Source organism: Streptomyces sp. NPDC006925 (assembly GCF_042869575.1).
In the GTDB taxonomy this organism is placed as follows: domain Bacteria; phylum Actinomycetota; class Actinomycetes; order Streptomycetales; family Streptomycetaceae; genus Streptomyces.
In genome coordinates, this window is sequence record NZ_JBIAGB010000040.1 from 1 (window position 1) to 26,036 (window position 26,036).

Genomic DNA, 26,036 nt, shown 5'->3' on the forward strand with positions numbered 1-26,036 from the left:
CCCCCCCCCCCCCCCCGCCCCCCCCCCCCCCCCCCCCCCCCCCCCCCCCCCCCCCCCCCCCCCCCCCCCCCCCCCCCCCCCCCCCCCCCCGCCCCGACGCGGCGCTGTCGGCCGATCACCGGGAAGGGGACCACAGAGCCCCGGGTCGCAGCAGCGGCCATTCCTCCCGGCCACCGCACAGGAGGAACCGTGGAAGAGATCACCGTCGAGCAGGCACTGCAGGTCCTGGCCAAGAAGCTTCCCTACTTCGCCACGGCGACCGGACACGTGGCGAGGACCTTCGTGAACCAGAAGGGCGACTGGGCGACACTCACCGTCCGCGTGACGAACCAGAACGAGAACACCCGGCGTGAGGACGACTACGTCTCCTTCGTCACCACGAACCGCGGGTGGATCGACGTCATCACGTCGCTGGGGAAGGGCGACTTCGTGAGCGCTCTCAGCCTCGAGTACAAGCACGGGGCCAAGAGGCCCAACGGGACCTACGGCAGCGACCAGCTGGTGCTCAGCGAGGTCGTCGTCCGCCGGAAGGCTGAGAAGCCGGTGGCCACGCCGAAGTTCCTGCAGGGCCTGGTGAAGTAGTCGGCCCCGGGAGGGGCGGCCGCCCGCCGCTCCCTCCCGCTCCGCAAGGGCGGTCCCTCGGCTGAGGGGCCGCCCTTCGTCGTGTCCGGCCCGTGGCCTACGGGCCGGAGGACGGCACGTTCGCGGTGAAAGCACTGTCCTGCGGCGCGTTCGTCGCTCCGGTGCCGGAGACCGGGCTCTACCGTCGCGGGTATCACCGCACGGGGAACCTGGTGGCGCAGGACGCGGCACGGACCGCCGCCTTCGTGGCGAATCTGGAGCGTCAGGAGCGCCACTTCGACGCTCCTGCCGAAGCCGGGTGGGCCGGCGCGCGGTGACGGGTGACTGACCCGGGTGCTTCCGGCCCCTCACAGGGAGCCGGAAGCACCCGGCGAGCCGGTTCCTTCTCGGCGACCGGCGGGCGATACCGGCCGTCACAGGGGGGCCCGTGGCGGTTCCTGCCCGCCGCACGCAGCGTGCCCGTGGGGGAGTGGCGGCCGACGAAGAGCATGTCTGCGGCCACTCCACCCACGGGCCGATCGGCTGCGTCGGGCAGGGCCCACCACGGACCCCCTCCCTCACGACGGAGGCACCGCCCGGCACTGTCGAGAAGGAGCACGTCATGGCCGAAACCTGCCGCACCTGCATGGGCCGGGGCGTCATCATCGTCATCACCGGTGAGGGGAACAGGACCGAGCCCTGCCCGAGTTGCTGATCCACCGGAAGATCACGTCCCGCTGTGCCGGAGGGGCGAGTTCGGTGGGGTGGGCCGCCTGCGCGGCTGCGCTCCCCGGCTGTCCGCACCGGGCAAGCCACTGCGCCACACGTCGACCGTCGGCTCCCCGAGGAGCTCCTCCGGCTCGCCCTCCCCCCGGCGCCGGCTGGCAGCCGTCCGCAGGGATCGTGTCCGGCCCAGCCCGCCGCGTGCAGCCTGCGGCAGGAGTGGGGTGGCCGCAAACGGACAGCGTGTTTGCCCCCACCCCACTCCTGCCGCTGGTCGGCTGCGCCGGGCAGGACCGAACACGGCCCGCCTCCTGGACGGAGGCCACCGTCCGGCATGACCGGAGGAGGAATACCCCATGAAGGAGCAGGACGCCAAGGACACCGGCGGCCGTCAGTCCGACGACCTTCCCCGTCTGACCCGGCCCCCGCGTCCCGGCGGCGGATCCGGCCAGGGCGAGCGCTGAACCCCGGCCCGGCCGGGCAGTCGGTCCCGGTGCTGCCGATCGCTGCGGCACCGGGGCTTCGCCGCGCCGCCCCTCGTTTTTGCGAGTCCCTTCCGGCTCCCGCCTGCCCCGCTCGGGCCGGCGACCATCGGCCGCCGTGCGGTCCGTGGTGGCCCCTGTCCGCCGCTTGCAGCCTGCGCCGGGGGCGGGGCGGCCGCAAACGAAGAGCGCGTTTGCCCCCACCCCGCCCCCGGCGCTGATCGGCTGCGTCGGGCAGGGGCCACCACGGACCGCAACAAGCGGCCTCCCCTCTCCGGCGGAGAGGACCGAGGACATGAAGAACCTCACCCGGAAGGTCGTGCAGGCGCTGGCGACCCTGAGCAACGCGTGCCCGAGCAAGGAGGGCGGCAGCTGCGTGTACGTCCTCGGGCGGTGCCTCAAGTGCAACGGGAGCGAGAGCTGACCCGGCCGCTGTGAGGCCCGGTGCCCGCCGCTCTGCGGCGGGCACCGGGCCTCGTCCGGTGTCCATGGCGCGGGCTGCTCGCCACGGGTACCGCGACCCTGCCGAAACTCGCCGGGCCCGCCCGCTGAGAGCAGGCCCCGGCGCTGTCGGCGCGGCGGATGCCAGGGCCTCCTTCGCGGCGACCGGTTGCCCGGTGCGTGGGGCCGTCGTCGGTGCTACCTGCTGTTCACCGCCGCTTCGCCGCTGAGCGCGCCTGGTGATGATCCCCTGTCCGCCGCTTTGAGCCTGCACTCCGCCGGGGTGGGAAGCAACCGGTCTCGTTCCTCCACCGGTTGCTTCCCACCCCACCGCAGCGCGGTCGGCACACGTCGGAGAGGGGATCACCACACGCCGCGGACAGCGGCGGGGTCCCTTTCCACGGAGGAGGCAACATGGGCAGGAGCCGAAGTCTGATCGTGACGGTGGCCGTGACCCTCGTGCTGGTACTCGGCATCGTCTTCCTGGTCGCACGGTGCCAGGCCGACAACGACAGCTGCAGCGACAACAGCCTCGGGACCACGACGGTGCAGACCGCGGCATTCTCCCCGTCCAAGCACGGCGGGAAGTCCATCTTCAAGCGGGGTGGGAAGCCGAAGCCCGGGAAGCACAGCAGTGGTTCCGGCGGCATCTTCATCTTCCACCACGACTGCGACTGATCTGTCCCGGTCGCTGCTCAGCCGCACGACCAGGTGCGGCTGAGCAGCCGGGGCCCGGCGCCCGCTCGACGCTCCGGCGGGTGGCCGGAATCCGTGGAGGAGAAGGGGGGTTGTGTCCGCCGGGGAGCCGGCGGACACAGCCCCCTTCTCGTGCTTCCCGGATCGTCGCATCGCGGGGCTCGGCGAGTGCCCGGCACGCGGCGTGGCCACCCCCGGCCCATGGTGGCGCCACCGCGCCGTCGCCGGTCCGGCCTTTCCGCGCCGTCCAAGCCCGTCCAGGCGCCCAGCATCCAGGTCGCGACCAGACCGCGGGAACCGCTCCTCGCCGCCGGTTCGCCCTTCTCCTGCGCGGCCTTCGCAGGTACCTGCCCGGAGTGCCCTGGGCGGTCCGCCCTTCCCGCCCCGCGAGCCTGCGCCACGCCAGAACCGGGGGGCAACCACCGCTCCGCAGCGGTTGCCCCCCGATCCCGTCGCGGCGCGGACGGCATCGTGCCGGGAAGGGCAGAGCGCCCAGGGCGGCCCGCACGGGCGCTCCCCGGCTGTCTACAGCAGAGGAGCTGTCATGTTGTTCTCGGAGTGCTACTCCCTCGCAATCGAGGGTCTGGTGGTCAGGGTCGCGTCCGCGGGAGTCCCGGACGAGGGCAAGGGAACGGTCGTCCTGCAGGTGGAGGTCCCCCGGCAGGGGCGGCGGCCGTGGGAGCAGCGCTCGGACTCCTGGATCGTCGAGGTCCCCGCCGGGCAGCTGGAGGCCGCCCAGGCCCTCTACGCCCCGGAGGGCAAGGCCATGCGGGACGTGGAGTACCGGTGGGTCTCGATCGAGATCGGCGCGGGGCACCTCAAGAAGTCGAGGCCGTTCGCCTGGCTGCGCCGCCTCCTGCGGCAGCCGCTGGAGATCGCTGACGTGAGGCGGGTGGAGTTCGCCGACCTGTACGAGGACGAGGCCGTCTAGGGCCCCGGGGCGCCGCGCGCGTCACGGTGTCGGAAGGCCCCGGTCTCCCACTCCGGTGGGAGACCGGGGCCTTCTCGCGTGTTGTTCCGGGCCGGCTGTTCGATCGGGAGCCGGCCTGGGACCGTGCGAATGCGTGGTGCGGGTCGGTGGCTTCCTACGGCATGTCGCAGACGGCTCAGGTGAGTGCTGGAAGCAGTGGTCGGGGCATGGCGAGGGCTGTTCGGCCCGGCGGTCGCGCGGCGGTCGATGCGTGTCGTTGTCCGGGGTGCCGTGGCGTCTCGTGCCGGATCGGTGTGTCGGCCGCGGAGAGGCGCGAGGCCGGTGCTCGTCGTGTGGCCGACTGTTCCGACGGCGGATTCCGTGGAGTGCGTGCGGGGCGAGGGTCACGTCGAGGGACGCGGCGGCATGTGTCGTGCCCGTCGGCGCGGTGGTTCGGGGATGTCGGCTGGCGGCTGTGGCGCCGGTGCCGGTTCGGGGGTGTTGGCGGTGACGGCTCGGGGGTGTTGGCGGGCGGGGACGGTTGTGTGCGGGGCGACGGTGCTGTTCCTGCCGCGGTGAGTGGGTGTCGTGGCGGCGGTGACGGTGTGGGCCGGGGACGGGGGGATGGTGCGCGTGGGGGCGTGCTCGGGTGTGAGGTTGTCCGGCCGGGCAGAGGAGTGTCCTCTTCGGCCGTGAGCTGTGCGGGCTGCTGTTCGTGAGTGTCCCGTGGGGGCCGAGACCGACAGTCCGGCCGGGGCCGGCAGTCCGGTCATCTCCTCCGCGGTCCGCGGCCGCCCAGAAGCTTCTGAGCCCCCGTCGTCAGTCCGGCTCCTGTGGAGCCACGCATGCCTGTTCCCCCTGCAGGCCCGGGGCGCGGGAGGCCCCGACACCCCGCCGAGAACGACCCGGCATCGGAGCTTGACAGGTGGTGGAGGCACCGGGCCTTGCTGCGCTGCGCCCCGGTACCTCCACCACCTGCCCCTGGCACCCCTGCCGGGACGTTCCCGGCGAGGCATCGGAGCCCGCTGTCGGGTCCGAGCCTCCTCTGGAATTGGAGGTGTCATGGGCATGGCAAGTTACGACAGTCTGGCCCTGAGGTGGTCGCTGTCGAGGCACTTCGGCCCGCTGACGTGGGTGCTGACCTCGACGTTCACCGGGGTCATGGGCTACTGGGTCCTGACTCTGACGATGCCGTGGTTCGTGTTCTCCACGACCGGCAGCACGAGCCACGCGGGGCTGGTCGTCTTCGCCGAGGTCGCACCGGCCGTCGTGGCACGGTTCCTGGCCGGTCCGGTGGTGGACCGGGTGGGACTGCGCAGGTCGACGTGGATCGGTGCCGCGGTACAGACGGGCTGCATCGCGACGATCGCCGTGCTCGTGAGCATGGACTCGCTGCCCTTCCCGGTGCTGCTGGCGCTCCTGGCGTCGTCGGGCGCTGCGAGCGGAGCGGCCCTGGTGGCGATGGCCGGACTGGCTCCCGCGGCGGCGCGGTACGTCGGCGTCGCCGAGGGCCGCGGTATCAGCCTGGGGACGGCGATGTCGACGGCGGGCCAGGTGTTCGGACCTTCCCTCGGTGCGCTGCTGGCGCCGGTGCCGGTGATCGGCCTGTTGGTGGTGACCGCGTTGTTCGCGGCGAACGCGTTGATCGTCGGTGTGGCGTTGCCGCACGGCATGGAGCCGGACCACGCCCAGGCGGGACCGGGTGAGAGCAAGCTCGGGTACTGGCGGAGCCTCCGTGAAGGAGTCAGCTACTTCCGCAGGGACGGCCTGTTGGTCAGGCTGCACGTGATGCTGGGCTCCATGGAGTTCCTCGTCGCGCCGATGAGCGGTGTGTTCCTGCCCCTGTGGGCCAGGGAGACCCACGCAGGACCGGGAGCGATCGGGGCGCTCGTCAGCGCGGCGGCGCTCGCGGGCTTCGCGGGAAGTCTGGTTGCCGTGCCGGTCATCGAGCGGGTGCGGCCTTCGGTGATCATGGCCGTCGGCTATCTGCTGATCGTGCCTCAGCCGCTGGTGCTGGCCCTGGGGGCACCGACGTGGCTGGTGATGGTGTCCTGGATCGCCGCCGGTTTCGCCGGGGCGTTCCCCTACTCGGTGGTGGGGCGGATCCTCTACCAGTGGCCCCCGGAGAAGTTCCGGAGCCGGGTCAGGTCCGTCGGCGGTGCGGCGTCCAAGACAGGCGGCGCTCTCGGCGGGCTCGCCGCAGGGCTGATCGTGGACCGCTTCGGACTGACCGTGCCGCTGATCGTGGCCGCGGTCCTGTACCTCCTGGTGACCCAGAGCACGGTGCTCCGCAAGGAGGTCCGATCGCTCACCCCGAGGATCCGGGAAGACCGTCCGCAGACAGAGCTCCTGGCGAAGGAGCCCACCGGGTGACCGGTCGGCCGCTGCTCACTCCGGTGGGCAGTGGCCGACCGGCTGACCGGATCGGTCCGTTCGGCCCGGGTGCCATGGGGCACCGGGCCGCTTTCCGGTGGGCGGTGTTCCCCGGCATGGCCGCGCAGCACTTCTGCGCGCGGGAGCTCTGCGAGCCGGGACCCAACACCTAGGCCCAGGAACTGTCCTCTGCGCAGGGTCGGACAGATACCGCCGCCCGCTCGGCGCGATGTCCCCCCCGTCGCCGACCGGGCACACACCCGGCGACGTATCGGCAGAGCACATTCGCGCCGTCCTGCTGCCGCTGCACGCGTGCGTGCGTTGTTCCGTCCCGCCGCTTGCGGCGCGACGTCTTCACAGCCGGCCGCGGTGCTGGCCCCGGCACACCGGCTCCCGCTGTTTCCGGCTCGCCTCCCGCACCTCCGTGCGCACGAGCCCACGTGGTGAGTCCGTAGTGGGTCCTGCCCGCCGTGCGCAGCCTGCCCCGAGGCGGGGGCGGTCGCAAACCAGAAGCGTGTTTGCTCCCGCCCCGCGCCCGGGGCTGATCGGCCACGCCGGGCAGGGCCCACCACGGGTCCCTACCTCAACGCGGAGCTACCGCCCGGCCTTGTCGAGAAGGAGCGCACCATGACGAAACAGGGCGGCATCTGGACGGACGCCGGCGGTCACGAGCCCCGGCCCGCGCCCCCTCAGCCCGAGCCTCCCCAGCCTCAGGACGAGACCGGTTCGGATGGGGATGACTGACCCGGCAGAGCTGGTGGTCCCCGGTACCACCGGTACCGGGGACCACCGTGTACGACCGCTTGGATGCGGCAGGTCCCGCACGTTCTGCTGCTCGTCCACGCAAGCCGGTTCCGGCGTCGACGGGGGGTTCGTGGAGGTCCCTGTCCGCCGCTTGCAGCCTGCCCCGGGGGGCGGGGTGGCCGCAAACCAAAGACGCGTTTGCCCCCACCCCGCCCCCCGGGGCTGATCGGCTGCGTCGGGCAGGGCCCACCACGGACCCCCTCCCTCACGACGGAGGCACCGCCCGGCACCGTCGAAGGAGCACACTGTGCAGCACCCCACCGAGGACATCTGGAGCGGCAAGACGACCGCCCCCGAGGACGCCCAAGACGCCGGAAACTTCACGGCTGAGGACGTTCCTCTCTCCGGATCGGACAGCGACGACTCCTCCGGAGGGTGAGGCGACTGTGACTCGCCTCTGACGAGTCGGCCCCGGCACCGCCATCGCGGCGATGCCGGGGCCTTTTCGTGTTCGGAGATCCGCGGTCTCTGGCTGGTCGGCGATCTCTCACAAGCGCCGTCCGCGATGTCCGCCGGTACAGCGTCGAAGTGTTGGGCAGGCCAGGCTTTTGCACTCCCCGTGACCGCGGTCCGGTCCTTCCCCGGGAACATGTCGGCTCCACGACTGGGCGCGTGCAGGTGAACCGTTCACCGCGCCGATCCCGCCGCGGTGCTTCCCCCGTTCTCCGACTCGTGCTCAGCCGTTGCGGTCCCGGCGGATTCTTCTCCGCATTCGCTTACTGAATCGCCTGCCGTCTTTCTCGAGTTCGGCTTGTGCAGGCCTCAGCTCTCTTCGACAGCCGGGCGGTGCCTCCGCCGTGAGGGGGGTCCGTGGAGGTCCCTGTCCGCCGCTTGCAGCCTGCCCCGGGGGCGGGGTGGCCGCAAACCAAAGACGCGTTTGCCCCCACCCCGCCCCCGGGGCTGATCGGCTGCGTCGGGCAGGGCCCACCACGGACCCCCTCCCTCACGACGGAGGCACCGCCCGGCACCGTCGAAGGAGCAGGTCATGGCTGACCCGAAGGAATACTCGCAGTCGCAGGACAGCGCGAACGAGGCGTCCCAGGACGTCGAGGAGATCGCCGAAGCCGCGGACCAGCGCGGCGACGAGGCGCTGGGCCGGTAGGCGCGGCGCCGAACCGCAACAAGATCGGCCCTGGGGCCGCCGGTATTCCGGCGGCCCCAGGGCCTTTCGCGTGTGAGGGCTGAGGCCTACGAACCGGACGCGGTCAGACAGGGTTCGCCGCCGGCGCGGGCACTCCGGCCGCAGCCGGGCTGCCCGTATCTTCTGCCGCACGCGGCGCGTGCTGGTCGGCAGACTGCTCTGCCGACGACCACCGCTCAACCACCGGCTGCTCCGCCACCGCGGGCTCTTCGGCTGTCGACGCACGCCCGTCAGCCGCCCGGTCGGCCGCCCGGGAAGGGGCGGCGTACTCCTCGTGCGTCGCCAGGTACTCCCGTACCTCGGCCGCGGTCAGTCCGAGGGCGGCGGCGGCGTCGCGCCGGCCGCCGAATGCGGTGACGGCCTCGGCGACGGCGGTGGCCACCTCGCGGCGGGCGTCCTCCAGCTTGGCCATGCGCTGGTCGTAGGCGGTGATCGAGGTGAGCTGGGCGGCCTGGCGCCGCTTGGCCTCCTCCAACTCGCGCTTGTGCTGCTCGCGCAGGGCTTGGCGCCGTTCCTGGAGGCGTTCGTTGTGTCGTGACGTCATGTCCGCAGATGCTTCCGGACCACCTCGTCCGTCACAAGAGCCTCTGATGTCCCATCACTGTCACAGAAAGGGAAGGTGCCGTTGGTCTGTGGCTTCTCGACATCCTCACGGAGCCGAGAAGCCACAGACCAACGGCACCTGATTATCAGTCACACCTCTTGCTATTCGTCGCCGAGTGCTGTGAACTGCATTCATGCCCAGCCTGATTGTCCCTTCCGAGCCGCCGCGGAACGCGCACGTGGCACGCTCCGGGGGGCGTCGGTGATCACGCTGCACCCGATATCGGCGGGCTCCGGAATCGACTACCTGATGCGCACCGTCTCCGGCGACGATGTGGAGGCCGGGAACAAGCAGCTGACGGCCCAGTGGGCCGAGGGCGGAGACACTCCCGGTGAGTGGATCGGTGCCGAGGCCGCAGCGATCGGACTGTCGGGGGCGGTCACCCAGGAGGACGCCGACGCGGTCTTCAAGGACGCCGTCGACCCGGTCGGCGGCAAGCGAATGGGTCGTGCGTGGCCGCGCTACACGCCCGCTGACGAACTGTTCGCGAAGTATCTGGAAGCCGAACCGAAGGCGAGCGAGGCACGTCGGCAGCAACTCCAGGCCAAGGCCGACAAGGAAGGAAACCGCACCGCGCGGGCCGGCTGGGAGATGGTCCTCTCACCCGTCAAGAGCTTCTCGTTGCTGTGGGCCACGGCCGACGACGAGCAGCGCACACGGCTCCAGGCTGTGGAGCGCTCGGCATTCGAGAAAGTCTTCGCACGCCTCGAGGACGAGGTGTGCTGGACCCGAGTGGGACCGACAGCGGCGTCCCAGATCCAGGTCCCCGGACGGGGCTTCATCGGTGCGGTCTTCACCCACCGCAGCTCCCGCGCCGGCGACCCGGACTTCCACCGGCACCTGGAGATCAGCTCGAAAGTACGCACCGAGGACGGCCGCTGGCTGGCCCTGGACGCACGGCCGCTGCATGCCCGACTGGTGGAGTTCTCCGAGCTGTACACCGCCGAGGTGGAACGAGGAATGGCGGCGGAGTTCGGGGTTCTCGCCGACGTCCGGCAGAGTTCACTACGGCCCGCGCGGCGCCCGGTGCGGGAGTTCCTCGGAGTGGGCGAGAAGGCCGTCCGGGACTTCTCGCAGCGACGTCGCAGCACCGAGACCGAGCTGGCCTCGATGACCCGTGACTTCGTGGCCCGGGAGGGGCGTGAGCCGACCCGCGCGGAGGAGTACAAGCTGGCTCAGGCCGCCACGCTCAGCGCCCGTCCGGACAAGCAGCCCAGCACCGTCGAGGAGGAGCGCGGCAGGTGGATCGCGCAGGCCCGGGAGCTGGGAATCCCGCACCCCGAGGACCTCCTGCGGCATGCGGCCGAGGTCTCCCGGGAGCAGACCGAGACCGCTCCCGAGCCCGACGTTCCGCTGACCGGGATACCCGGAAGAGCGCTGCGCATCCTGGAAGGACAGCGCGCCCAGTGGACCCGATCCAACGCGGCCGCCGAGATCTGCCGACAGCTCGTGGAGACGGGCTGGCACGTGCGGCTGGACGACGAAGCGTTCACGCGGACAGTGGAACGAGCCACCGACGCACTGCTCGACCCGGACCTGTGTGCGCGCCTGGACGCCCCCGACGCGGTGGCGCTTCCGGAGCGCTTCCGCCGGGCGGACGGCGGCTCCGTCTTCGAGCCGGTCGCCACCGGTCAGGTCTTCACCTCGCACAGTCTCCTGGCCGCCGAACGGGACCTGGTGGAGGCCGCGACCCGACCTGCCCCGGTGCGCAGTCTGACCCCCGGACAGGTCGATGACGCCCTCACAGCCGGAGACGAGGAGCGCGGATTCCGGCCCAGCGCGGAGCAGCGGCAGGTCGTACGGAACCTGCTGGGTTCCGATGTGCGCGTGAGCGCGGTCATCGGCCCCGCGGGCACCGGGAAGACCACCATCATGCGGCTGGTGCGCGAGGCCGCGGACGCCCACGATCTTCCCGTACTGGGACTGGCGGGCGGCCAGGTGCAGGCCGACAACCTGGGCGAGGAAGCCGGCATCCGGGCGGAGAACATCGCCCGCTGGCGCTACATGAGCGAGCGGCACGGCGGAGCCCAGTGGTCGCTGCAGCCCGGGCAGATCGTCATCGTTGACGAGGCCGGCCAGGCCTCCACACCCGACCTGCACGCGCTGGCCGAACAGGTCGAAGCGGTGGGCGGACGGCTGCTGCTGGTGGGGGACCCTCGCCAGCTCGGTTCCCCCGGCGTGGGCGGCGCGCTCGCCCTCGTCGAGGCCGACGCGGGTGCGCAGTACCTGTCGGAGGTGCGCCGCTTCCGCGACGCTGACAAGACCATCCGCCGCTGGGAGGTCGACGCCGCGACGGCGCTCTCGCGCGGTGACGCGGACGCCTCCTTCGACGCCTATGCGCAGCGCGGCCGCATCGCGCACGGCGGTGCCGAAACCATGCTCGACGCCGTCTACACCGCTTGGCGGCAGGACGTCGGCGACGGACTGAAGTCCGTCATGATCGCCTCCAGCAACGCACTCGTTGCGCAGCTGAACGAGCGTGCGCGCAGCGACCTGGCGGCCCGTGGCGAGGTCGACACCGCTGCCGAGACCGCCCTGAGCGACGGCAACCGGGCAGGCGCCGGGGACCGGGTCGTCACCCGTGCCAACGACCGCCGGTTGCGCACTCACGACGGCCGCCAGTGGGTGCGCAACGGTGACACCTGGACGGTGGAAGCCGTCGAGGACGGTGGCGGTCTCACCGCCGTCCACGACCGCACCGGCCGCCGCGTCACCCTGCCCGGCAGCTATGTTTCCGAAGCGGTGGAGCTCGGCTACGCGGTCACCAAGGACCGTGCACAAGGGCTCACGGTCGACACGGGACACGCCCTCTTCGACAGCTCCATGGACCGCAACGGCGCCTATCCCGCACTCACCCGGGGACGTCTGGCCAACCACGCCTATCTGGTCACCTCCGAGCCCGCCGACCCGGAGACCGGCCGGCCCGGCCCGCGGCTCACGGCCCGCCAGGTGTGGCAGTCCACGCTGCGCCGCGACGGCACCCAGCAGTCCGCCACCATGACCGCCCGCCGCAGCCAGGAAGCGGCCCGTTCGGTGCGTACGCACACGGCCAGGCTGGCCTTCGTGCTCGACCGGATCGCCGACGACCGGGCACGCAGCGCCGTCACCGAACTGCTCGGAGAGCCCGCCGCGGAGCAACTGCTCTCCGCCCCCGCCTGGCCCGCGCTGCGCGCCCAACTGGGACGGTTCGCCGAGGACGGGATCGACACCGACCGGCTGCTGGAGACGACGTGGCACCAGCGGGGCTTCCTCGACGGCGACGGCAGGCCGGTGCGGGACATCGCCGCCGTCGTGCACGCCCGCAACGCCCGCGCCGTCGACCCGGACGAGGGGACCCCGCACGCCTTCCGGCGCGCACAGGACGCGCCCCGACCGGCCACGGCCCCGCAGCTGCTCGCCCCCGTTCCGGCGGTCAGCGGCGACCCGCTCTCGGCGCTCGGACTGCTGCCGCCCGAGGCGGTGCCGGGCGACGATGCGCAGACCGTGCGGGTCGCCCGGGACCTGGCCGCGGCCGCACGAGAGCGTGCCGTTCAGCTAGGCGAAGCCGCCCAGACGGATGCCGAAGCCGAGCGGGGATGGGCCGCCGCATACGGCCCCCGCCCCGCGGACGCGCAGGAGGCGCAGGCGTGGCAGGAGCGGCTCACCGCGGCGGCTGTCTACCGCGACCTGGCCGGACACGACGGCCCCGCACCCACCGGACCCGCCCCCTCCGCCGAGGGCATGGACGCCGCCTTGCGCGGTGTGTGGCGCGCCGCGCAGCTGCCGCTCGCCACCGCTCCCGGGGTCGAGGAACTGGCCGCCCGGCCCCCGGCGTGGCTCGAGGCGATCGGCCCGCGCCCGAGCGCCGGTGACGAGGCCCGGGGACGGTGGGACCGGGCCGCTTCCGCAGCTCTGGCCTACCGCGAACTGTGGGAGTTCGGCCACGAGGAGGTGGCCCTGGGGCAGCGTCCGGCCGACCCCGTGGTCGCCGCCGACTACGACGCCGCGGCTGCCGCGATCGCCGACTGCCGGGCCGGTTCGGCCACCGCGGTCCCGTCGCAGCAGTCGGGCGGGACGGACGACGACGCGCTGCGCCGGGCAGACCACCGCGGACGGCACGGTGCCGACCGGGTGCAGCGGGTGGAAGAGGCCCTCGCCGTGCTCCACCGTGCGGAGACGGCGCGGGACGCCGCCCGGCAGGAGGCACTCGACGCCGGCAACCGCGGCCAGGCGCTGCGCGACGCGGACACCCCCGCGCGCCAGGAGCGTGCCCGTCAGCTGGCCGAACAGGCATCCCGGGCACAGGAGAAGGCCGCCGCCCAGGAGCGGCTGATCGCCGAGGCGCGGGAGACCCTCACCGAGCTCGCGCCCGGTCTGCTCGAGGACCGCGCGCGCGTCCGCCGGGGTTCCGACGCCCGCCGGGAGCTGGCCCGCCGCATCCTGCGAGGCACCCCGGAGACCGAACAGCCCGCCGCGGACCCCGCCGCGCCCCCCACCGTGCCCCCCTGGCAGGAGCGGCCCCACGGGCGGCTCACCGACACCCAGTTGCGCGAGGCGCACCGGCGGGCCATCGATGCCGCCGGGGCCGCCGACAGCAGCGCCGACGAGCAGCAGACACGGGCTCAGCGGCTGGCCGCCGAGGCGGTACCCGGCGGCCGGATCGAGCAGCGTGTCTCGGCCCAGGCGGCCCGCGTCGAGGCCATCACCCGATGGCGCGACGCCCGACGGCAGGCCGCAGCCACCCGCACACAGGCCGCGGAGAACACCGCCCACCGCCAGGAGACGGCCGCCCGGCTGGCGGCGACGCAGCGCATGGGCCTGCCCGCGGTGCGCGGAGCTGAACGACGCGCTCTCGAGGAGCACCTGCGCCGCCTGGAGGAGCAGGCGGCCCGCCTCGCCGAGGACCTCGCCCGGACCGAACGGCACCGCGACCAGGCTGCCGTCACGGCCGGGGAACCCGCCCGCCACGAACAGTTCCTCGACGACTGGCAGCAAGCGGGAGGCGCCTTCGACGCCGCTCTCGCCCGGGCGCGGACGACTGCGGGCGAGGACGCGCGGGCCGCCGCGGCAGAGGCCGGGCGCATGCGCGACCGCTCCCGGCAGCTCCGGGAGACGGCCGCCGCGCTCCGGCACGAGGCGAGCGTGCGCGCCACCCTTCCCGATGACAGGCGCGCCGCCGAACAGGCCGCCCGGGCGCAGCAGCCCCGTCCGCCGCAGCAGCGCCCCGCTCCGCCCGCGACACCGCAGCAGCGCCCGGATCCCCCACGCCGCGACGGACCGAGCCGTGCGAGATGACACCGCGGCGGCCCGGCCGGGATGCCGGTGCGGCCCCCCGTGCTGCCGATGCCGAGCCGCCGCCCCGCCGCCCACGCCCCGCCCACGCCGCGCCCATGGCAGGACGGGGCGCCGGACCGAGCGCCGGACGGGTTGTTGTGACGAAGTCGGAGCCGAACTGCCGCTGTACAGCGGTCGGTTCACCGATCCGGCACCGGCGCGGATCACTAGGCTGAGGCCGCCGGAACCAACACCGGCTCAGCACGGAGGAGTGGCGTGACTGCGATATCTGACTCACTACTCGACGAGATCCGGCCGGGTGCCTGGGACGAGCTGGCGGCGGGTGCCTTCGACACCCTCCTGGCGTCGATGGACCGGGCCCAGGAGGTCTGTGCCGCCCGGATGGCGCACGCGGGCTCCCCGGCCGGCGCGGACGAGCGGGAACACGCGCGCTGGCTGGGCGTCAGCCGCCGTATCAGCGGCTGGCGTACGGCGATCCGTCCCGACAACCACGACACCGTCGAGGCGGCGCGTGCCTACTGCGCCCAGATCGTCGACGACTACGCCACGGTGCGCCCCCTGCACGAGGCCGTGGCCGACGGCAGGGCCCTGGCGCTGACCCCGGACGGTGCGGCGGTCTCGTTCGAAGGCCGCTGGTGGGTGGCCAGGGACGACCGTTACCTCGCGCTCGATCCCGAGGACGCCGGGCAGGCCGCTCTGGTGGGCGCGTTGGAGCGGCACGCGGCCGAGCTGGACCGGCTGGCGCAGGTGCGGGCGGAGGCGGAAGAGGTCGCGCCGGTGCGGCCGGGTGACAGCGGGAACGGGGAGCGATAGTGGCAGGCGAAGACAGCGGGCAGGCCAGGAACTTCATCGCCCTCGAGGACCAAACCCATCTGCTGGCACAGCTGTGGCGGAGCCCGGAGAGGGTGCCCGAGGTCCTGGGGGTCCTCACCCCCGACCACTTCACCGCCCCCGGCTACGAGGACTTCTTCCGGGCTTTGACGGAGACCCACTCCGGCCCTGTCCCCGAAGACGGCCCGGAGAGGGAAGCCTGGAGACGGCAGCGCTGGCAGGAAGTGAACGAAGACCTGCAAGGGGCCGCCATAGGCAGATCCGACCTGGATGATGTGGCCAACGTCCGGAACCTGCGCCCGCTCGAAACCTGCGTCCAGGGACTCCTCGCGCAGGGCGAGGTGCGCTCGGCCGTCAGGGAGTACAACGCGCCCACCGGGCCGGGCCCGTCCCTGGAGAGGACGGGACAAGCTGTCGACCGGGCGCTGCCGCCGCAGCCCTCATACCCCCCGCCGCCGGTCGAACCGCCCGCCCAGCCGGTCGCGGTCGTCGTCGCCGGGGCCGAGGGTACCGGCACCGGCGCGCTCACCGCCGACGTCACCAGGCAGCTGACCCGCCGCGGCCCCGTCGTCGAGCTCGGCGGCGGGTACCCGCCTTCCCATCCCGCCTACGAGGCGGTCGAGGAGGTCGGGCTCAGGCCGGAGGCCCGGCACCTGGCGGCAGCCCAGTACGCCATCGACCAGCGGGCCAACACCGTCCTGCGCACGGACGCCCGCGATCCGCAGGCGCTGGCCCAGGACATGATGCGCTTCCAGCAGGCCGGCTACCGGATCGAGTTCGCGGCGGTGACCACACCGGAGCCCCTACGCCGGCTCAACGCCCTCGACGCACAGCTGAGCGACCGCCGCACCGCGCGGCTCCCCTTCACCCTCCCACCGGACCGGCTGGCCGAGAGCGCCAACCGCGCCGCGGCGATGGGCGCGAGGGTGAGGGTCTTCCGGCCGGACGGCACGCCGGTGGACTCGCCCGGGCTCGCAGCCGGCAGGCAGACGCCGGGGCAGGTGATCGAGGCCGAGCGCGAGCGCGGCCTGACCGGCGAGATGTCGCTGCGGGCCGCGGCGAAGGCCGCCCGGATCGCCGCCAGGACCACCGACTGGGCCCACCAGGCAGCGGCTCGGCAGGCCACCACGGAGGCCGGCCGGGCGGTCGGCCAGAACTGGGAGTGGGCCATCGACGCCGCTGTCGGCCTCCCCGACCGGCCCCAGGGGCCGCGCTGGGGCGCGGGCCGCCGGGCCCGCGCCGCCGGGCCGCTGGCCGCCCGCACCGACGTTGAACTGGGAGAGCTGCTGGAGAGCACCCTGCACCGCTACCGCAACGCGGACCAGAAGGCGCTCCAGGACTACGCCCGCGGCAAGGAGCTCCAGGACCGGGGCAGGCCGGGGGCGCAGGCATTCTTCGACAGCTCTCAGGCCGCCAGGGAAACCGCCGACGGCTACCGGGACACCGCGGTCGGCATCTTGGGCGAGGAACGCCGCCGCTCCACCCTCTCCCCCCGCCGGCGCCAGGCCGAACTCCAAGCGGTCCAGCAGCGCATGGCCCGGGTGAAGCCGCCGGCGGAGCCCCCGCGTACCGCCATCGGATACCACCAGCCCGCCCGCCCCCGCGTGGCTGCCCGGCGTTGAACCGGGTGCCGGATGCGGGCGGGCGCCCGCATCCGGCACCGCCGTCACGCTCTGACGGACGCCCTGCGTGCCGTGGGCTGCGGCTGCGTCCGCACCGGTGCCTGCGCTCGGGCCTGCGCCTGCCGGGCGGTCTGCTCGGTCACGGCGGTCCGGTTCTTCGCCGGGTCGTTCGGAAGGAGCGACGCGGGAATCTTGGCCATCTGCGCGGCGTGGCTCATCGCGCCCTCCGCCACCGCCTGGAGCTTGGCCTTGTCCGCCGCCGAGAAGGAACCCTCGGCATGAGCCTTCAAGAGCGCCTGCGCGGCCCTGCCGAACGCCGCCGTCTTCTCCGCGGCCCCCCACCGGTCGTAGGTCCCCAGTTTTCTGTCCTTCTCGGTGGGAGGGTTCGGAAGGTTCTGCCAGGCGTCGCGCAGAGCCTTGACGTGCTCGTTCCGGCTGGAGAGCAGCTCCTGGCCCATGGCGCTCTTCTGCCAGGCGAGGAGCCGGCCTGCCAGCCTCAGGTTTCCGTCCTGTGCCTCTGCGACGGAGACATAGGCGCGGGCGTTGGTGTCGACCCCCGCCGGCGGGGTGCCGGCGAGCCGCTTCATGTGGTGGAACCCGGCGTCGATCACCGAGTCCAGCGTGGCGACGTCCTTCGCCGAGAAACGGCCCATCCTGCCCTTGCGGATTTCCTCCCTGACCGCGTGAGCGCTCCGCACGAGCTCGCCGAACCGTATCGCCGCATCCCGCGGGCCCTCTCGCAAGCTGTCGGAGGGCAGGTTCGCCCACGCTTTCCTCATGCGGACGAGCGCCGGTGTTTTCATCTTTCCGAGACGCTGGCCCAGCGTGGACCGTTCGGCCCACATCTTGAGCCCCTGGCGGACGTCGCGGGAGGCCGAGGCGGCCTGCGCGCGTCCCGCCTCGCCCAGTCCGTATCCCAGATCGGGGCGGCGCATCCCGCGAATCTCCCGGTCCACCGCGGATGCCTCGGGGGTGGGCAGGTTCGTGCGGGACAGCTTCCCCAGCTCGGCGCTGCGCTCGGCAGCGGTCCGGCTCAGTTCCCGCAGCGCGGCGACGGCGGGGGCCGTCTCCCTGCGTCCCTCACGCTCCAGCTGGCCGGCCAGCTCACCGGCGAGACGGGCGTAGGCATCGGTGGACTGCTGGGCGATGTCCGTCCACAGCCGCTTCCAGTGCGCGTTCGGTACGACATGCTTGCGCCAGACCCGGTCGCCGGTGAAGGCCCAGACCGAACGCCGCATCCTGGCGGTGGCCTTGCGCGTGTCCTGCAACTGCTCCCAGAGCGGGTTGCCGGTCGCGCCCAGGACCGCGGAATGCCCCTCCAGGGCGCGCAGGGCAGCCGCCACGTCGTGCCCGTCGGACGCCCCGGCCCCCGCGGGGGCGGGCGGCGCGGGCACCGCACCGGCACGCAGCCACGTGCTGCGCAGCTCCTGATAGGTCCGGCGCAGTTCTCCACTGTGCCGGCGCATGGGGTGCGGGAGGCTGTTCAGCGCCAGCCGCAGGGTGTCGTTGCGCTCCGGGACGGCTGCCACTGTCTGCTCCGTCATTCACGTTCTCCTCGATGGGTGCGGTGACGGGCGGCTAAATGTCGGTGGCCTGCCGCAGCGCCTCCGCCTCCGCGGGATGCGCGGAGTCGGCGGTCCCGAACTCGGACACGGTCAGGTAGTCCTCGAACTCCTCCTGCGCCTCAGGCCGGACGGCCGGGCGCGGCGGCGCCTCGTGGTGGGTGCCGTTGGCGCAGCTGGCCACCTGCAGGCGCGGCAGGAAACCGAGCAGGGTGGACAGCCACTCGGCCTCGGCCAGGTCCCGGCCGGGCGCCGGCTGGCAGTAGGTGCGCACCCAGCCCGCGTACAGCGCGGTCAGATGCTCGCGCACCGGAGGGTGCCGGTACCAGCACTGGGGGATCTGGTTGTGCAGCTCGAAGGTGGTGCGCAGCCACTGAACCCACTCGGCCAGCTCCCGCATCTTGGCGCGGCGCTCGGCCGGCGTCATGGCCGACCACACCCAGCCGTAGGCGGCGGACTCCTCCTCCAGCTCCGGCAGCTCCGGCCACAGCGAGCCCGGGTCTTCCAAGCCGCCCTCCATACCTTCCAGCGTGTACTCAGACATCAGCGGCCTCCATTGGGGTCGTGCCGATCGGTGGGTTCTTCTCCAGGGAGATCCCGGCCGGCCCGGGGGCGGCCAGGAGCTTTTTCAGGTCCTTGTCGCGGAAGGTCAGCCGCATCCGCACCTTGACCGGCGGCAGGTTGGTGTACTGCGCGATCGCGGTGAACTCGGGGAGCTGCTGCAGCGCGTGCACGGGGGCCAGGTCGGTCTCCACGACCGACACCTGCGTCGAGTGGTCCCCGCCGCGCCCCCGGGTGGTCGACTCCCGCCGCACCTCGGTGCGGCCGTACAGCCCCGAGAAGTACCGCAGCGTCTCCAGGTCGCCGCAGCCGGGCAGCAGCATGCGCATCCCCGAGGCCGACAGCACCGTGTTGGCCTTCTGCTGCCCGAGCCGGTCCCGCAGCTGGGACAGGTCGTGCCACACGGTCAGCAGACTGATGCCCATGCCGCGCCCCGTGGTGAGGATGTTCGGCAGCCGCGGGTAGCGCAGCATGTTGCCCGCCTCGTCGACCATCACCCCCAGCGCCGGATCCAGCGGGACGCCGGTGCTGTTGTAGCGGGTCTCGGCGCCGTGGATGACCGAGGCGACCAGCGAGGTCAGCAGCGGGGCGAAGCGCTCCGCGTCGGCCTCGGAGGCGATCAGGCAGACGGTGCCGTTGCGGTCCAGCAGCTCCTCGACGGTGAAGTCGGTTTGAGAGCTGGTCTCGCGCACTTCTTCGTCGGCGTAGACCCGGGCCAGGACGTTCAGGGTGAACTGGATGGAGCCGATGCCGTCCTCGTGCAGCCGCAGCCACGGGGAGGCGTAGTCGTCGGCCGTCTCCTGATAGTCGTGCGCCAGCAGGACGGCGCGCACGTGGTCGACCGCGTCCTTGCCCAGTGACAGCCAGCGGCGCATGTCGTTGACACCGCCCCCGTTGAGCTGAGCCGCGAGCAGCACGCCCTTGAGGACGTTGCGGGCCTGATCCACCCAGGGGGCGGCCCGCTTGTCGTCACCGGAGGCGGAGGCCTCGGCCATCCAGGCGGCCATGCGCTCGGCGGACTTGGCGTCGGTGCAGTAGTCGACCGGCGACCAGTGGTGCGTCTCGCGGCCCGGAATCCCGGCCGGAGCGATCACCCACACCGGGCCCAGCGCCCGGCGCCGGGCATAGATGACGTCCAGGTCGGCAGCCTTGGTGGTGGTGACCACCAGCGGCCCCTGCCACTCGGCCGCGTTCGGCAGCACCAGCCCGGTCGTCTTGCTGCTGCCGGGCACGCCGAACACCGTGGCGGAGATGTTCGGCTGCGTGGCCAGGATCTTCTTCGTCTGCACGCCCCGGCCCGCGCTCAGCCGGCCCGCCCGCTGCGGCGGAGCCGACGGAGCCGCCAGCCTCCGCTCCGTCTTCGACCCGCCCCACTGGGCACCGCCGGTGCGGCCGCCGAACCGCGCCACGGAAGCGACCTTCACCACCACGGCCACCAGCACGGCCACGAGCAGCACGACCAGAGAATAGAAGAGCCAGGCCGGAGGCGCCGGACGGAAGACGGACCCGGGACCGCGGACCAGAGCGCCCACCACCGTGGCGGGAACAGCCGAGGTACTCCTCGCCCATCCCTTTCCCGACAGCAGCGAAGCCAGCGGCCCGGCCAGCAGCACCGCACCACCCACCACGGCGGCGACCCCGGCCGCATATGCCGCCACGACCGTCCCGTCGGACACCCCGCCCGCCGACCCCGAGCCACCGCGCCGGGACATCACATCACCATCCGCTCGTCCGTCTCGAAGAGCTTCTGCTCGATGTGGGAGAGCATCAGCTGCACGGCGTGCCCGCCGCCGCGGCCCACCTTCCACAGCGCCCGGCCCCGCTGCCCCGCCCCCCAGGAGGCGATCAGATCGCACTCCGCGTCCGTCAGACCGATCGCCTCCCGGGTCAGATTGAGGGGGGCGGTGTCCTGCGCGAGCTGGATGCGCGTCTCGCAGCTGGCGATCAGGTCCTTGGCGATGGCGACCGCCTCCGAGCCGGCGGAGCCCACCGCCTCGAAGTCGGAGAGCCGGTGTGTCGCCAGCACCTGCACGGTGCCGCTCGCCCGGCTCAGCCGCAGGTCGGCGTCGATCTTGCGGACCATTGCCGCGCCGCCGCTGCGCAGCTGCCGCCACAACTCGTCGCGGACTACCAGCCACGGCCGGTTGCCGGGGCGGTCGATCGCGCTCTGCGCCCAGGAGGAGACGCAGGTGAGCACCATGGCGATCGTGTCGTCCCCGTACGACTCCAGAGCCGAGACGTCGACGGACTGGATCGGAGCGTCCCAGTCCAGACCGATCGAGGTCTCCTTGTCGAACAGCCCCGCCAGATGACCTGTGATCATTCCGCCGAGAGCGGCGCGCAGCGAGGCCATCTGTTCGCGCGCCAACTGGACGTCCTGGCCCCGGACTCTCATCTCGCGGGCCATCTCCGCGGTGGGGTCCTTGAGCTTCTCGTAGACCAGCGGAAGGGTCGGTATGCGCAGGCGTTCCTGCCCGTACAGTTCGCCCGTTACCTCCCGGACGGCGACATCCAGGCACTCCTCTTCCTGAGGGGCAAGATTCCGTCTCAGCTGGAGCTCCAGCAGCGCCTGCAGCAGCGTCAGGCGCCGCCGGTGGATCTCCTGGAGGCGTGCGGTGAGCTCCTCGCGGCTCGCACTCTTGTCCAGCTCGTATCCCAGCGGGCCCGCATCCAGCGGATTGAGCCGGCCGGGCATACCGGGCCCCAGCCGCACGGGCTCGACTCCCAGATGTCTGCACAGCGCCGCGTACTCGCCCTTGACGTCACCCGCGATCAGCGTGCGGTGTCCCAGCGCCATCATGCGGAAGGCCAGCGCCTTGATGTGCGCGCTCTTCCCCGACCCCGGGATTCCGGTGATCATCACATTGGGGTTGGTGCACAGCCCCTCGCTGACCCAAGCGGTCGGATGGGCGCTGAACGCCTGCTGGGTGAGGGTGTTCCAGCCGATGTACACCCCGATGGACGGCAGGGAGGCACCGTGCAGGAACGGGTAGATTCCGCTGGCGCGCGCGGTGTCGGAACGGAAGACGTCTGCCTTGTTGAGTGAGGCGGCCCGCCCCGCGAAGAGCTGGTTCCACCCTTTGCGAGGAGCCACCCGCATCGCCGTACTGGCATCTTCCAGCAGTCGTGCCCGGCGCTGGTCGCGCGCGCTCGGCTGCTGCCGGGGGTCACCGGCCGCCTCACCGGAGCTGAACAGATCGGTCAGCGCTGCGGACTTCAGCCGGCTGTCGTCGTCCGGGCGGCGGGAGAAGGGAAGCCGCATCAGATACCCACCCGCCTGTCGGGAAGCCCTTGGGCGAGCGGTAGCGCGGAGGCCGCGAAGGCGTCGTCCTGCGCGCCCCACACGCGCCGCAGTTCGAGCCCCGCCGCCGAGGCGTCCGCCTGCAGATCGGCGCATGCGATCTCCAGCTGCTCCAGGTCGGTGACCGTGACAGCGACCAGCGCGGTGAGGCGCACCACGCCATGGCCGGCCGCACGTGCCATGTCCTGCGCCCGTGCGGTGATCGCCTCCCGCCGCTCGTCCTCGCTCTCGGCCCGGCCGGTCTTGGCCCGCAGTCCGCGGGCCGCCTCCCGCTTGGTCTTCTCCCTGGCCAGTTCCTTACGGGCCTTGGCCGGGCCGATCGGCTCGTATACGAGCGAGAGCGAGCGCCGCGCGTTGGACCGGGGTTTGAGGAGCGGCTGGAGGAACGTCGCGTAGACCTCGCTCTGCGGGAAGCTGCGGACCTGGTAGCTGACGGTCCATGCGCCGTCGTGCCGGTAGACGCTCCACTGGGTGTCGGCTGCCGCGGGGCCGGCCAGAGCGGGGTCGACGCCGGCATCGAGCCCCTGCCAGTCGGGGGTGCTCGCCGCGGCGTTGGTGCGCTCGGCGAGCGTGACGTGCGCTTCGGGGTCGTAGGCGGTGCGGATGGCCTGGGCGACGCCGCGCGGTGAGAGCCACTCGACGACCTGCAGCCCGGCGCTGGCCAGTGCGGGCTGCATGGCGTTGAGCTCCCGTACCAGGACGGCGGCGGCTCCCCGCTGCCCCCCGCCGGCACCCTTGACGGCCAGGCGGGCGCGGGAGGTGGACAGAGTGACGGCCAGGTACGTCTCGCGGATGGTGGCCGCCGGTCCGGCCCCCGCCATGAGCTGGTCGAGGGCTTCGACCGCGACGGCGGGGGCGTCCTGTGAGACGTGCCGCTCCGTCCAGGCGCGCAACGCGGCCCCGTCGTCCGGGAGGGAGCGCTGGTGCACGGCGATACGGGTGATCGCGCCGTCCTCCTTGCAAAGGCCCCGCAGCACCGCCGCCCACGCCTGCACCCGGGAGTTCTGCCTGTCGGTGTCCACCAGCGCCAGCCCCGGGTGGGAGATGCGGCACACGGCGGTGTAGGTGCCGTCGATGGGGTTGTGCATGAGTCCCAGGTGGCCGCCCAGGCCGTCGGGCGCCTCCAGAAGGTGCAGGCGGGCGAGGGAGCCGGGCAGGTCCATGGGCTGCTGCCCGTCCTTGCCGCGGGGGGCGAAGAAGCCGGAGAAGAACAGGTTTCTGTTGGTGGCCACGGCGATCTGGTGCCTTACTGCGAGGGTGATCCACTGGTCCGCCGTCAGCCCCAGCACCCGCCCGTAGGCGAGCAGCAGCAGCACGGCGGATACGGGCAGAGCGACGAAGGCGGCCGACAGCGATCGGGCATACAGCGGGATCAGGGCGATGACGGAGGCGGCTGCCACCAGAGTGAACCCCGGACCGCTGAGGTTCCCGATGAACCCACTGCGCTCGGACTGCCAGCCGCTGTAGGTGGCCGGCTCAGCACTCGACACGGGTCAGCTCCCTTCCGGAGGTTGTGCGGCCGGGGGAGGCCCAGAAGGCTTGGGCGGAGGCTCGCTCTCGGGGACGCCGGACTGCGCGGGCGACGCCGGTGCGGGGGCCGACTCCCGGTCCCCTCCGCCTCCGCCTTCGCCGCCTCCGCCTTCGCCGCCGCCTCCGCGCCGCGGGATCACGACATTCCGCCCGCCCTGGTGGGCATGATCGAGACCGGCGTGCGCGGCCATGTTCCCCGCCGTGCTCTCCAGCATGTCCTTGCCGGCCGCAGCCATCTGGAGGCCCATACCGACCGTCCCGCCGACCTTCGACATGAAGCTGCCGGACTTGCGGCCCATCATCGCCTTGGACCAGAAGCCCTGGCCCCCGCCCCCGCCGGATCCGGAGCCGCCGGAGGCCCCTCCGCCGCCCGAGCCCCCGGCGTTGTCGGCCTCCAGAGCCCGGGTGAACCCGCTACCGCCGCCGACCATGCCCGCGCCGCTCAGCGCCGGGTTGTGGCCGCCGAAAGCGCTCGATACCGACGAACCGATGGAGCTCAGCATCCCGGAGGCCGTGCTCGACCCGGCCCCCGCGCTGGTGAAGGTCATGAACTTGGCCAGCGCCGGCCAGGCGAAACAGGCCAGGATGAACACGATCAGCCCGACAAAGACGTTGCGGACCCCCTTCGCGTTGCCCATCGCGGAGGCGCCGATGCTGAAGCACAGCACGATCACCGGCTTCGCGAGAATCAGCGAGATCAGGGCATTGCGGGCCTTGGGCCACCACTCGCTCGTTGCGTCGCTCATCTGCCCGGCCAGCGCGATGGGCATCACAGTGACCAGGATCATGATGGCCGCCTGCCTCACCAACATCTCCAGCCACAGCGCGCCCACGGCCACGATGGCCAAGATGCTGATGACGATCACGAAACCGGTGGACGCGGGAGCGATACCACTGCCCGTGATCAGCGCGGCCCCTGCGGTAGTCGCCCCGCTTCCGCTGACCAGGCCGGCGAACATCGTGCCCAGCTGCTGCTTCATGGCCTCGGTGGCGGTGCCCGTGTCGGCCAGCTCGGCCCCGCTGACCGACTCACCGCCCTCACCGGTCAGGGTGTAGTTGATCATCGCGGTGCTGAACGTGTCCGACCAGTCCAGCGCCGTCTGCGTCGCGGTGACGTAGACAGCCAGGATCACTCCCCACTTGGCCAGACCGGTGATCGCCGTCACCAGCGGCGCGCCCTTCTGCGAGATCCCCAGCTTCGCGAACTGGATCAGCAGCAGGAAGGTGGCCACCAGGATGGATATCCCGGTCATGACACCCATGACGGGGCCGATCCCGGTGTCCGCCAGCTTGATGGTGGAGATGCTGTTGAAAGCCTCGGCGAACTGTTCCATCAGCCATACGACGGAGGTCCCCAGCGCACCCGCCGCGTCCTCCAAGGCGCCGCCGGCCCACTCCTTGAGCTTGTCACCCGCCCAGTCGAGAGGTGTGTACGCGTCACCCGGCCACTTCCCGGCGGCTTCCGCATTGCACTGCTGGAAGGGCTTCTTGTCCTTCTTCACGCACTTCGTGAGGTACTTCTTGATGTCCGCATAATGGGACTGATTGGGGTCGGCCTTCTCCTGCCACCTTTTCAGCTCGCCCAGTTCGAACTTGTGCCTTTCCTCGGGATCGTGCGACCCCTCCCCGATGTGGACCGTGCCGGGAAGCTCACCGGCCTCGGGATAGCGGCAGTTGATGTCCGTGTCCACACGGCAGTACTCGCCGGTCTTCGTGTTGATGCCGATGGTCTCCCCGGTCTTCTGCCACTCCTCGGGGATGGGATCCGGCGGCTTGGGCCCGGCGAGAGCGGGCTGGCTCAGCGCCGCCAGACCGAACACCGCGGCGGCCAGCAGCACGCCGCACCGGGCGAGGAACCTAACCATCGGTCACCTGCCGCCAGCCGTCCTGGAAGGCATAGGGGCTGTGCAGGTCATAGGCGCTAGGCCCCACCGACCGGCGCACCCAGCGCGGCTGTGCCGTCACTTTCCAGTCGCCCTTCGTCCAGGTCACGATCAGGTTGTCTGTCTCGTCCTTGAGAGGGTTCTCATCGGTGCTCTTCTCGGTGCTGGTGGCGTAGCGGTCGTAGACCATCCACACCTGCACGACGTCCCCCGTGCGATCGAGGCTCTGCGCCAGCACGGCCTTGACGCTGGTGGTGAAGGTCACCCCGTTCGGAGGCCCCCCGGAGGGAGGCAGCCCCACCCCTTCGCGCAGTTTGCGCACCTCGGAGACCTTGCTGCGTACGATCGGGTCCGAAGGGCTGGCGGCGATGGTCCGCAACTGCCGCTCAGCGGACTGGTCGTCGATGAAGCTCAGGTCCTGCCAGTAGGAGACGGCAGCCGACCTGGCGCCCACTGCGGTGTGCGGGAAGCCCGTACCGATGCCGTTCTTCGATGACTTTGGTTTGAGCACCGGTGCACGGTGAGCCGTGGCGGGCGTGTGCTTCTTCCTGCCCGCAGCCGGGGAAACTGAACTGCCCGGCTCTGGCGCGGACTTGGCCTGTGGGTGGTCGGCGCGGCCCTCCCCCACGCTTCCCACGGCCAGGAAGCCGCCCGTGGCCAAGAGCGTCACCACGGCCGCGCTCAGGGCGATCAGGCGCAGCCGGGCGCGCCGCGCCTTTCTCCGGAAGTCCATGTGG

General features: G+C 72.3%; 18 protein-coding genes. 10 read left to right on the forward strand and 8 right to left on the reverse strand.

Going from position 1 to position 26,036, the window contains the following annotated elements:
- The first annotated feature begins 189 nt into the window (after positions 1–189).
- From ACFYNS_RS30915 to ACFYNS_RS30945, 7 genes are all read left to right on the forward strand, one after another.
- Positions 190–582 (forward strand): hypothetical protein, encoded by a 393-nt coding sequence (locus ACFYNS_RS30915; protein WP_388550818.1) that lies wholly within the window; start codon positions 190–192, stop codon positions 580–582.
- Positions 583–674: 92 nt separating this feature from the next.
- Positions 675–899: a hypothetical protein gene (locus ACFYNS_RS30920; protein ID WP_388606195.1), complete on the forward strand. Its 225-nt coding sequence runs from the start codon at positions 675–677 to the stop codon at positions 897–899.
- 1,162 nt (positions 900–2,061) lie between these two features.
- Positions 2,062–2,190 carry a hypothetical protein gene (locus tag ACFYNS_RS30925; RefSeq protein ID WP_388606197.1) on the forward strand — a complete coding sequence of 43 codons (129 nt, stop codon included), beginning with the start codon at positions 2,062–2,064 and terminating at the stop codon, positions 2,188–2,190.
- 431 nt (positions 2,191–2,621) lie between these two features.
- Positions 2,622–2,885: a hypothetical protein gene (locus tag ACFYNS_RS30930; RefSeq protein WP_388606199.1), complete on the forward strand. Its 264-nt coding sequence runs from the start codon at positions 2,622–2,624 to the stop codon at positions 2,883–2,885.
- Positions 2,886–3,447: 562 nt separating this feature from the next.
- Positions 3,448–3,834: a hypothetical protein gene (locus tag ACFYNS_RS30935; RefSeq protein ID WP_388606200.1), complete on the forward strand. Its 387-nt coding sequence runs from the start codon at positions 3,448–3,450 to the stop codon at positions 3,832–3,834.
- Positions 3,835–4,881: 1,047 nt separating this feature from the next.
- Positions 4,882–6,186, forward strand: coding sequence for an MFS transporter (locus tag ACFYNS_RS30940; RefSeq protein ID WP_388606202.1), 1,305 nt, complete (start codon positions 4,882–4,884; stop codon positions 6,184–6,186).
- Positions 6,187–7,237: 1,051 nt separating this feature from the next.
- Positions 7,238–7,369 (forward strand): hypothetical protein, encoded by a 132-nt coding sequence (locus tag ACFYNS_RS30945; RefSeq protein ID WP_388606204.1) that lies wholly within the window; start codon positions 7,238–7,240, stop codon positions 7,367–7,369.
- 826 nt (positions 7,370–8,195) lie between these two features.
- On the opposite strand, the gene ACFYNS_RS30950 is transcribed toward ACFYNS_RS30945, so the two are convergent.
- A complete protein-coding gene (locus tag ACFYNS_RS30950; protein ID WP_388606206.1) occupies positions 8,196–8,675 on the reverse strand; it encodes a hypothetical protein in 480 nt (159 codons plus the stop codon).
- Between the two features lie 261 nt (positions 8,676–8,936).
- On the opposite strand from ACFYNS_RS30950, the gene mobF reads away from it, so the two are divergent.
- From mobF to ACFYNS_RS30965, 3 genes are all read left to right on the forward strand, one after another.
- Positions 8,937–14,009, forward strand: coding sequence for a MobF family relaxase (mobF, locus tag ACFYNS_RS30955; protein WP_388606208.1), 5,073 nt, complete (start codon positions 8,937–8,939; stop codon positions 14,007–14,009).
- A 255-nt stretch (positions 14,010–14,264) separates the two neighbouring features.
- A complete protein-coding gene (locus ACFYNS_RS30960) occupies positions 14,265–14,822 on the forward strand; it encodes a hypothetical protein (protein ID WP_388606210.1) in 558 nt (185 codons plus the stop codon).
- The gene (locus ACFYNS_RS30965; protein WP_388606212.1) at positions 14,822–16,462 is read left to right on the forward strand and encodes a zeta toxin family protein; all 1,641 of its coding nucleotides are present in this window, start codon (positions 14,822–14,824) and stop codon (positions 16,460–16,462) included. The genes ACFYNS_RS30960 and ACFYNS_RS30965 overlap by 1 nt, the downstream gene beginning before the upstream one ends.
- Before the next feature lie 44 nt (positions 16,463–16,506).
- On the opposite strand, the gene ACFYNS_RS30970 is transcribed toward ACFYNS_RS30965, so the two are convergent.
- The 7 genes from ACFYNS_RS30970 to ACFYNS_RS31000 are packed head-to-tail and all read right to left on the reverse strand — an operon-like array spanning position 16,507 to position 26,032.
- Positions 16,507–18,006, reverse strand: coding sequence for a hypothetical protein (locus tag ACFYNS_RS30970; RefSeq protein WP_388606214.1), 1,500 nt, complete (start codon positions 18,004–18,006; stop codon positions 16,507–16,509).
- Between the two features lie 34 nt (positions 18,007–18,040).
- The gene (locus ACFYNS_RS30975) at positions 18,041–18,568 is read right to left on the reverse strand and encodes a hypothetical protein (RefSeq protein ID WP_388606216.1); all 528 of its coding nucleotides are present in this window, start codon (positions 18,566–18,568) and stop codon (positions 18,041–18,043) included.
- Complete coding sequence (locus ACFYNS_RS30980) at positions 18,561–20,297, reverse strand: type IV secretory system conjugative DNA transfer family protein (protein WP_388606218.1); 1,737 nt, start codon at positions 20,295–20,297, stop codon at positions 18,561–18,563. Before ACFYNS_RS30980 ends, ACFYNS_RS30975 begins: the two co-directional genes overlap by 8 nt.
- Complete coding sequence (locus ACFYNS_RS30985) at positions 20,297–21,847, reverse strand: type VI secretion protein (protein ID WP_388606220.1); 1,551 nt, start codon at positions 21,845–21,847, stop codon at positions 20,297–20,299. The genes ACFYNS_RS30980 and ACFYNS_RS30985 overlap by 1 nt, the downstream gene beginning before the upstream one ends.
- A complete protein-coding gene (locus ACFYNS_RS30990) occupies positions 21,847–23,376 on the reverse strand; it encodes an SCO6880 family protein (RefSeq protein WP_388606221.1) in 1,530 nt (509 codons plus the stop codon). The genes ACFYNS_RS30985 and ACFYNS_RS30990 overlap by 1 nt, the downstream gene beginning before the upstream one ends.
- Positions 23,377–23,379: 3 nt before the next feature.
- Positions 23,380–25,281 carry a hypothetical protein gene (locus tag ACFYNS_RS30995; protein WP_388606222.1) on the reverse strand — a complete coding sequence of 634 codons (1,902 nt, stop codon included), beginning with the start codon at positions 25,279–25,281 and terminating at the stop codon, positions 23,380–23,382.
- Positions 25,274–26,032, reverse strand: a complete 759-nt coding sequence (locus ACFYNS_RS31000) for a hypothetical protein (protein WP_388606223.1) — start codon at positions 26,030–26,032, stop codon at positions 25,274–25,276. Before ACFYNS_RS31000 ends, ACFYNS_RS30995 begins: the two co-directional genes overlap by 8 nt.
- Positions 26,033–26,036: the final 4 nt, after the last annotated feature.

Excerpts from the sequence above, each read along its gene's own strand:
- ACFYNS_RS30980 (WP_388606218.1), bottom strand. The coding sequence starts at position 20,297 with ATGTCCCGGCGCGGTGGCTCGGGGTCGGCGGGCGGGGTGTCCGACGGG.
- ACFYNS_RS30995 (WP_388606222.1), bottom strand. The coding sequence starts at position 25,281 with ATGGTTAGGTTCCTCGCCCGGTGCGGCGTGCTGCTGGCCGCCGCGGTG.
- ACFYNS_RS31000 (WP_388606223.1), bottom strand. The coding sequence starts at position 26,032 with ATGGACTTCCGGAGAAAGGCGCGGCGCGCCCGGCTGCGCCTGATCGCC.
- ACFYNS_RS30970 (WP_388606214.1), bottom strand. The coding sequence starts at position 18,006 with ATGACGGAGCAGACAGTGGCAGCCGTCCCGGAGCGCAACGACACCCTG.
- ACFYNS_RS30930 (WP_388606199.1), top strand. The coding sequence starts at position 2,622 with ATGGGCAGGAGCCGAAGTCTGATCGTGACGGTGGCCGTGACCCTCGTG.
- ACFYNS_RS30925 (WP_388606197.1), top strand. The coding sequence starts at position 2,062 with ATGAAGAACCTCACCCGGAAGGTCGTGCAGGCGCTGGCGACCCTGAGC.
- ACFYNS_RS30940 (WP_388606202.1), top strand. The coding sequence starts at position 4,882 with ATGGCAAGTTACGACAGTCTGGCCCTGAGGTGGTCGCTGTCGAGGCAC.
- ACFYNS_RS30985 (WP_388606220.1), bottom strand. The coding sequence starts at position 21,847 with ATGCGGCTTCCCTTCTCCCGCCGCCCGGACGACGACAGCCGGCTGAAG.
- ACFYNS_RS30950 (WP_388606206.1), bottom strand. The coding sequence starts at position 8,675 with ATGACGTCACGACACAACGAACGCCTCCAGGAACGGCGCCAAGCCCTG.
- ACFYNS_RS30935 (WP_388606200.1), top strand. The coding sequence starts at position 3,448 with ATGTTGTTCTCGGAGTGCTACTCCCTCGCAATCGAGGGTCTGGTGGTC.
- ACFYNS_RS30975 (WP_388606216.1), bottom strand. The coding sequence starts at position 18,568 with ATGTCTGAGTACACGCTGGAAGGTATGGAGGGCGGCTTGGAAGACCCG.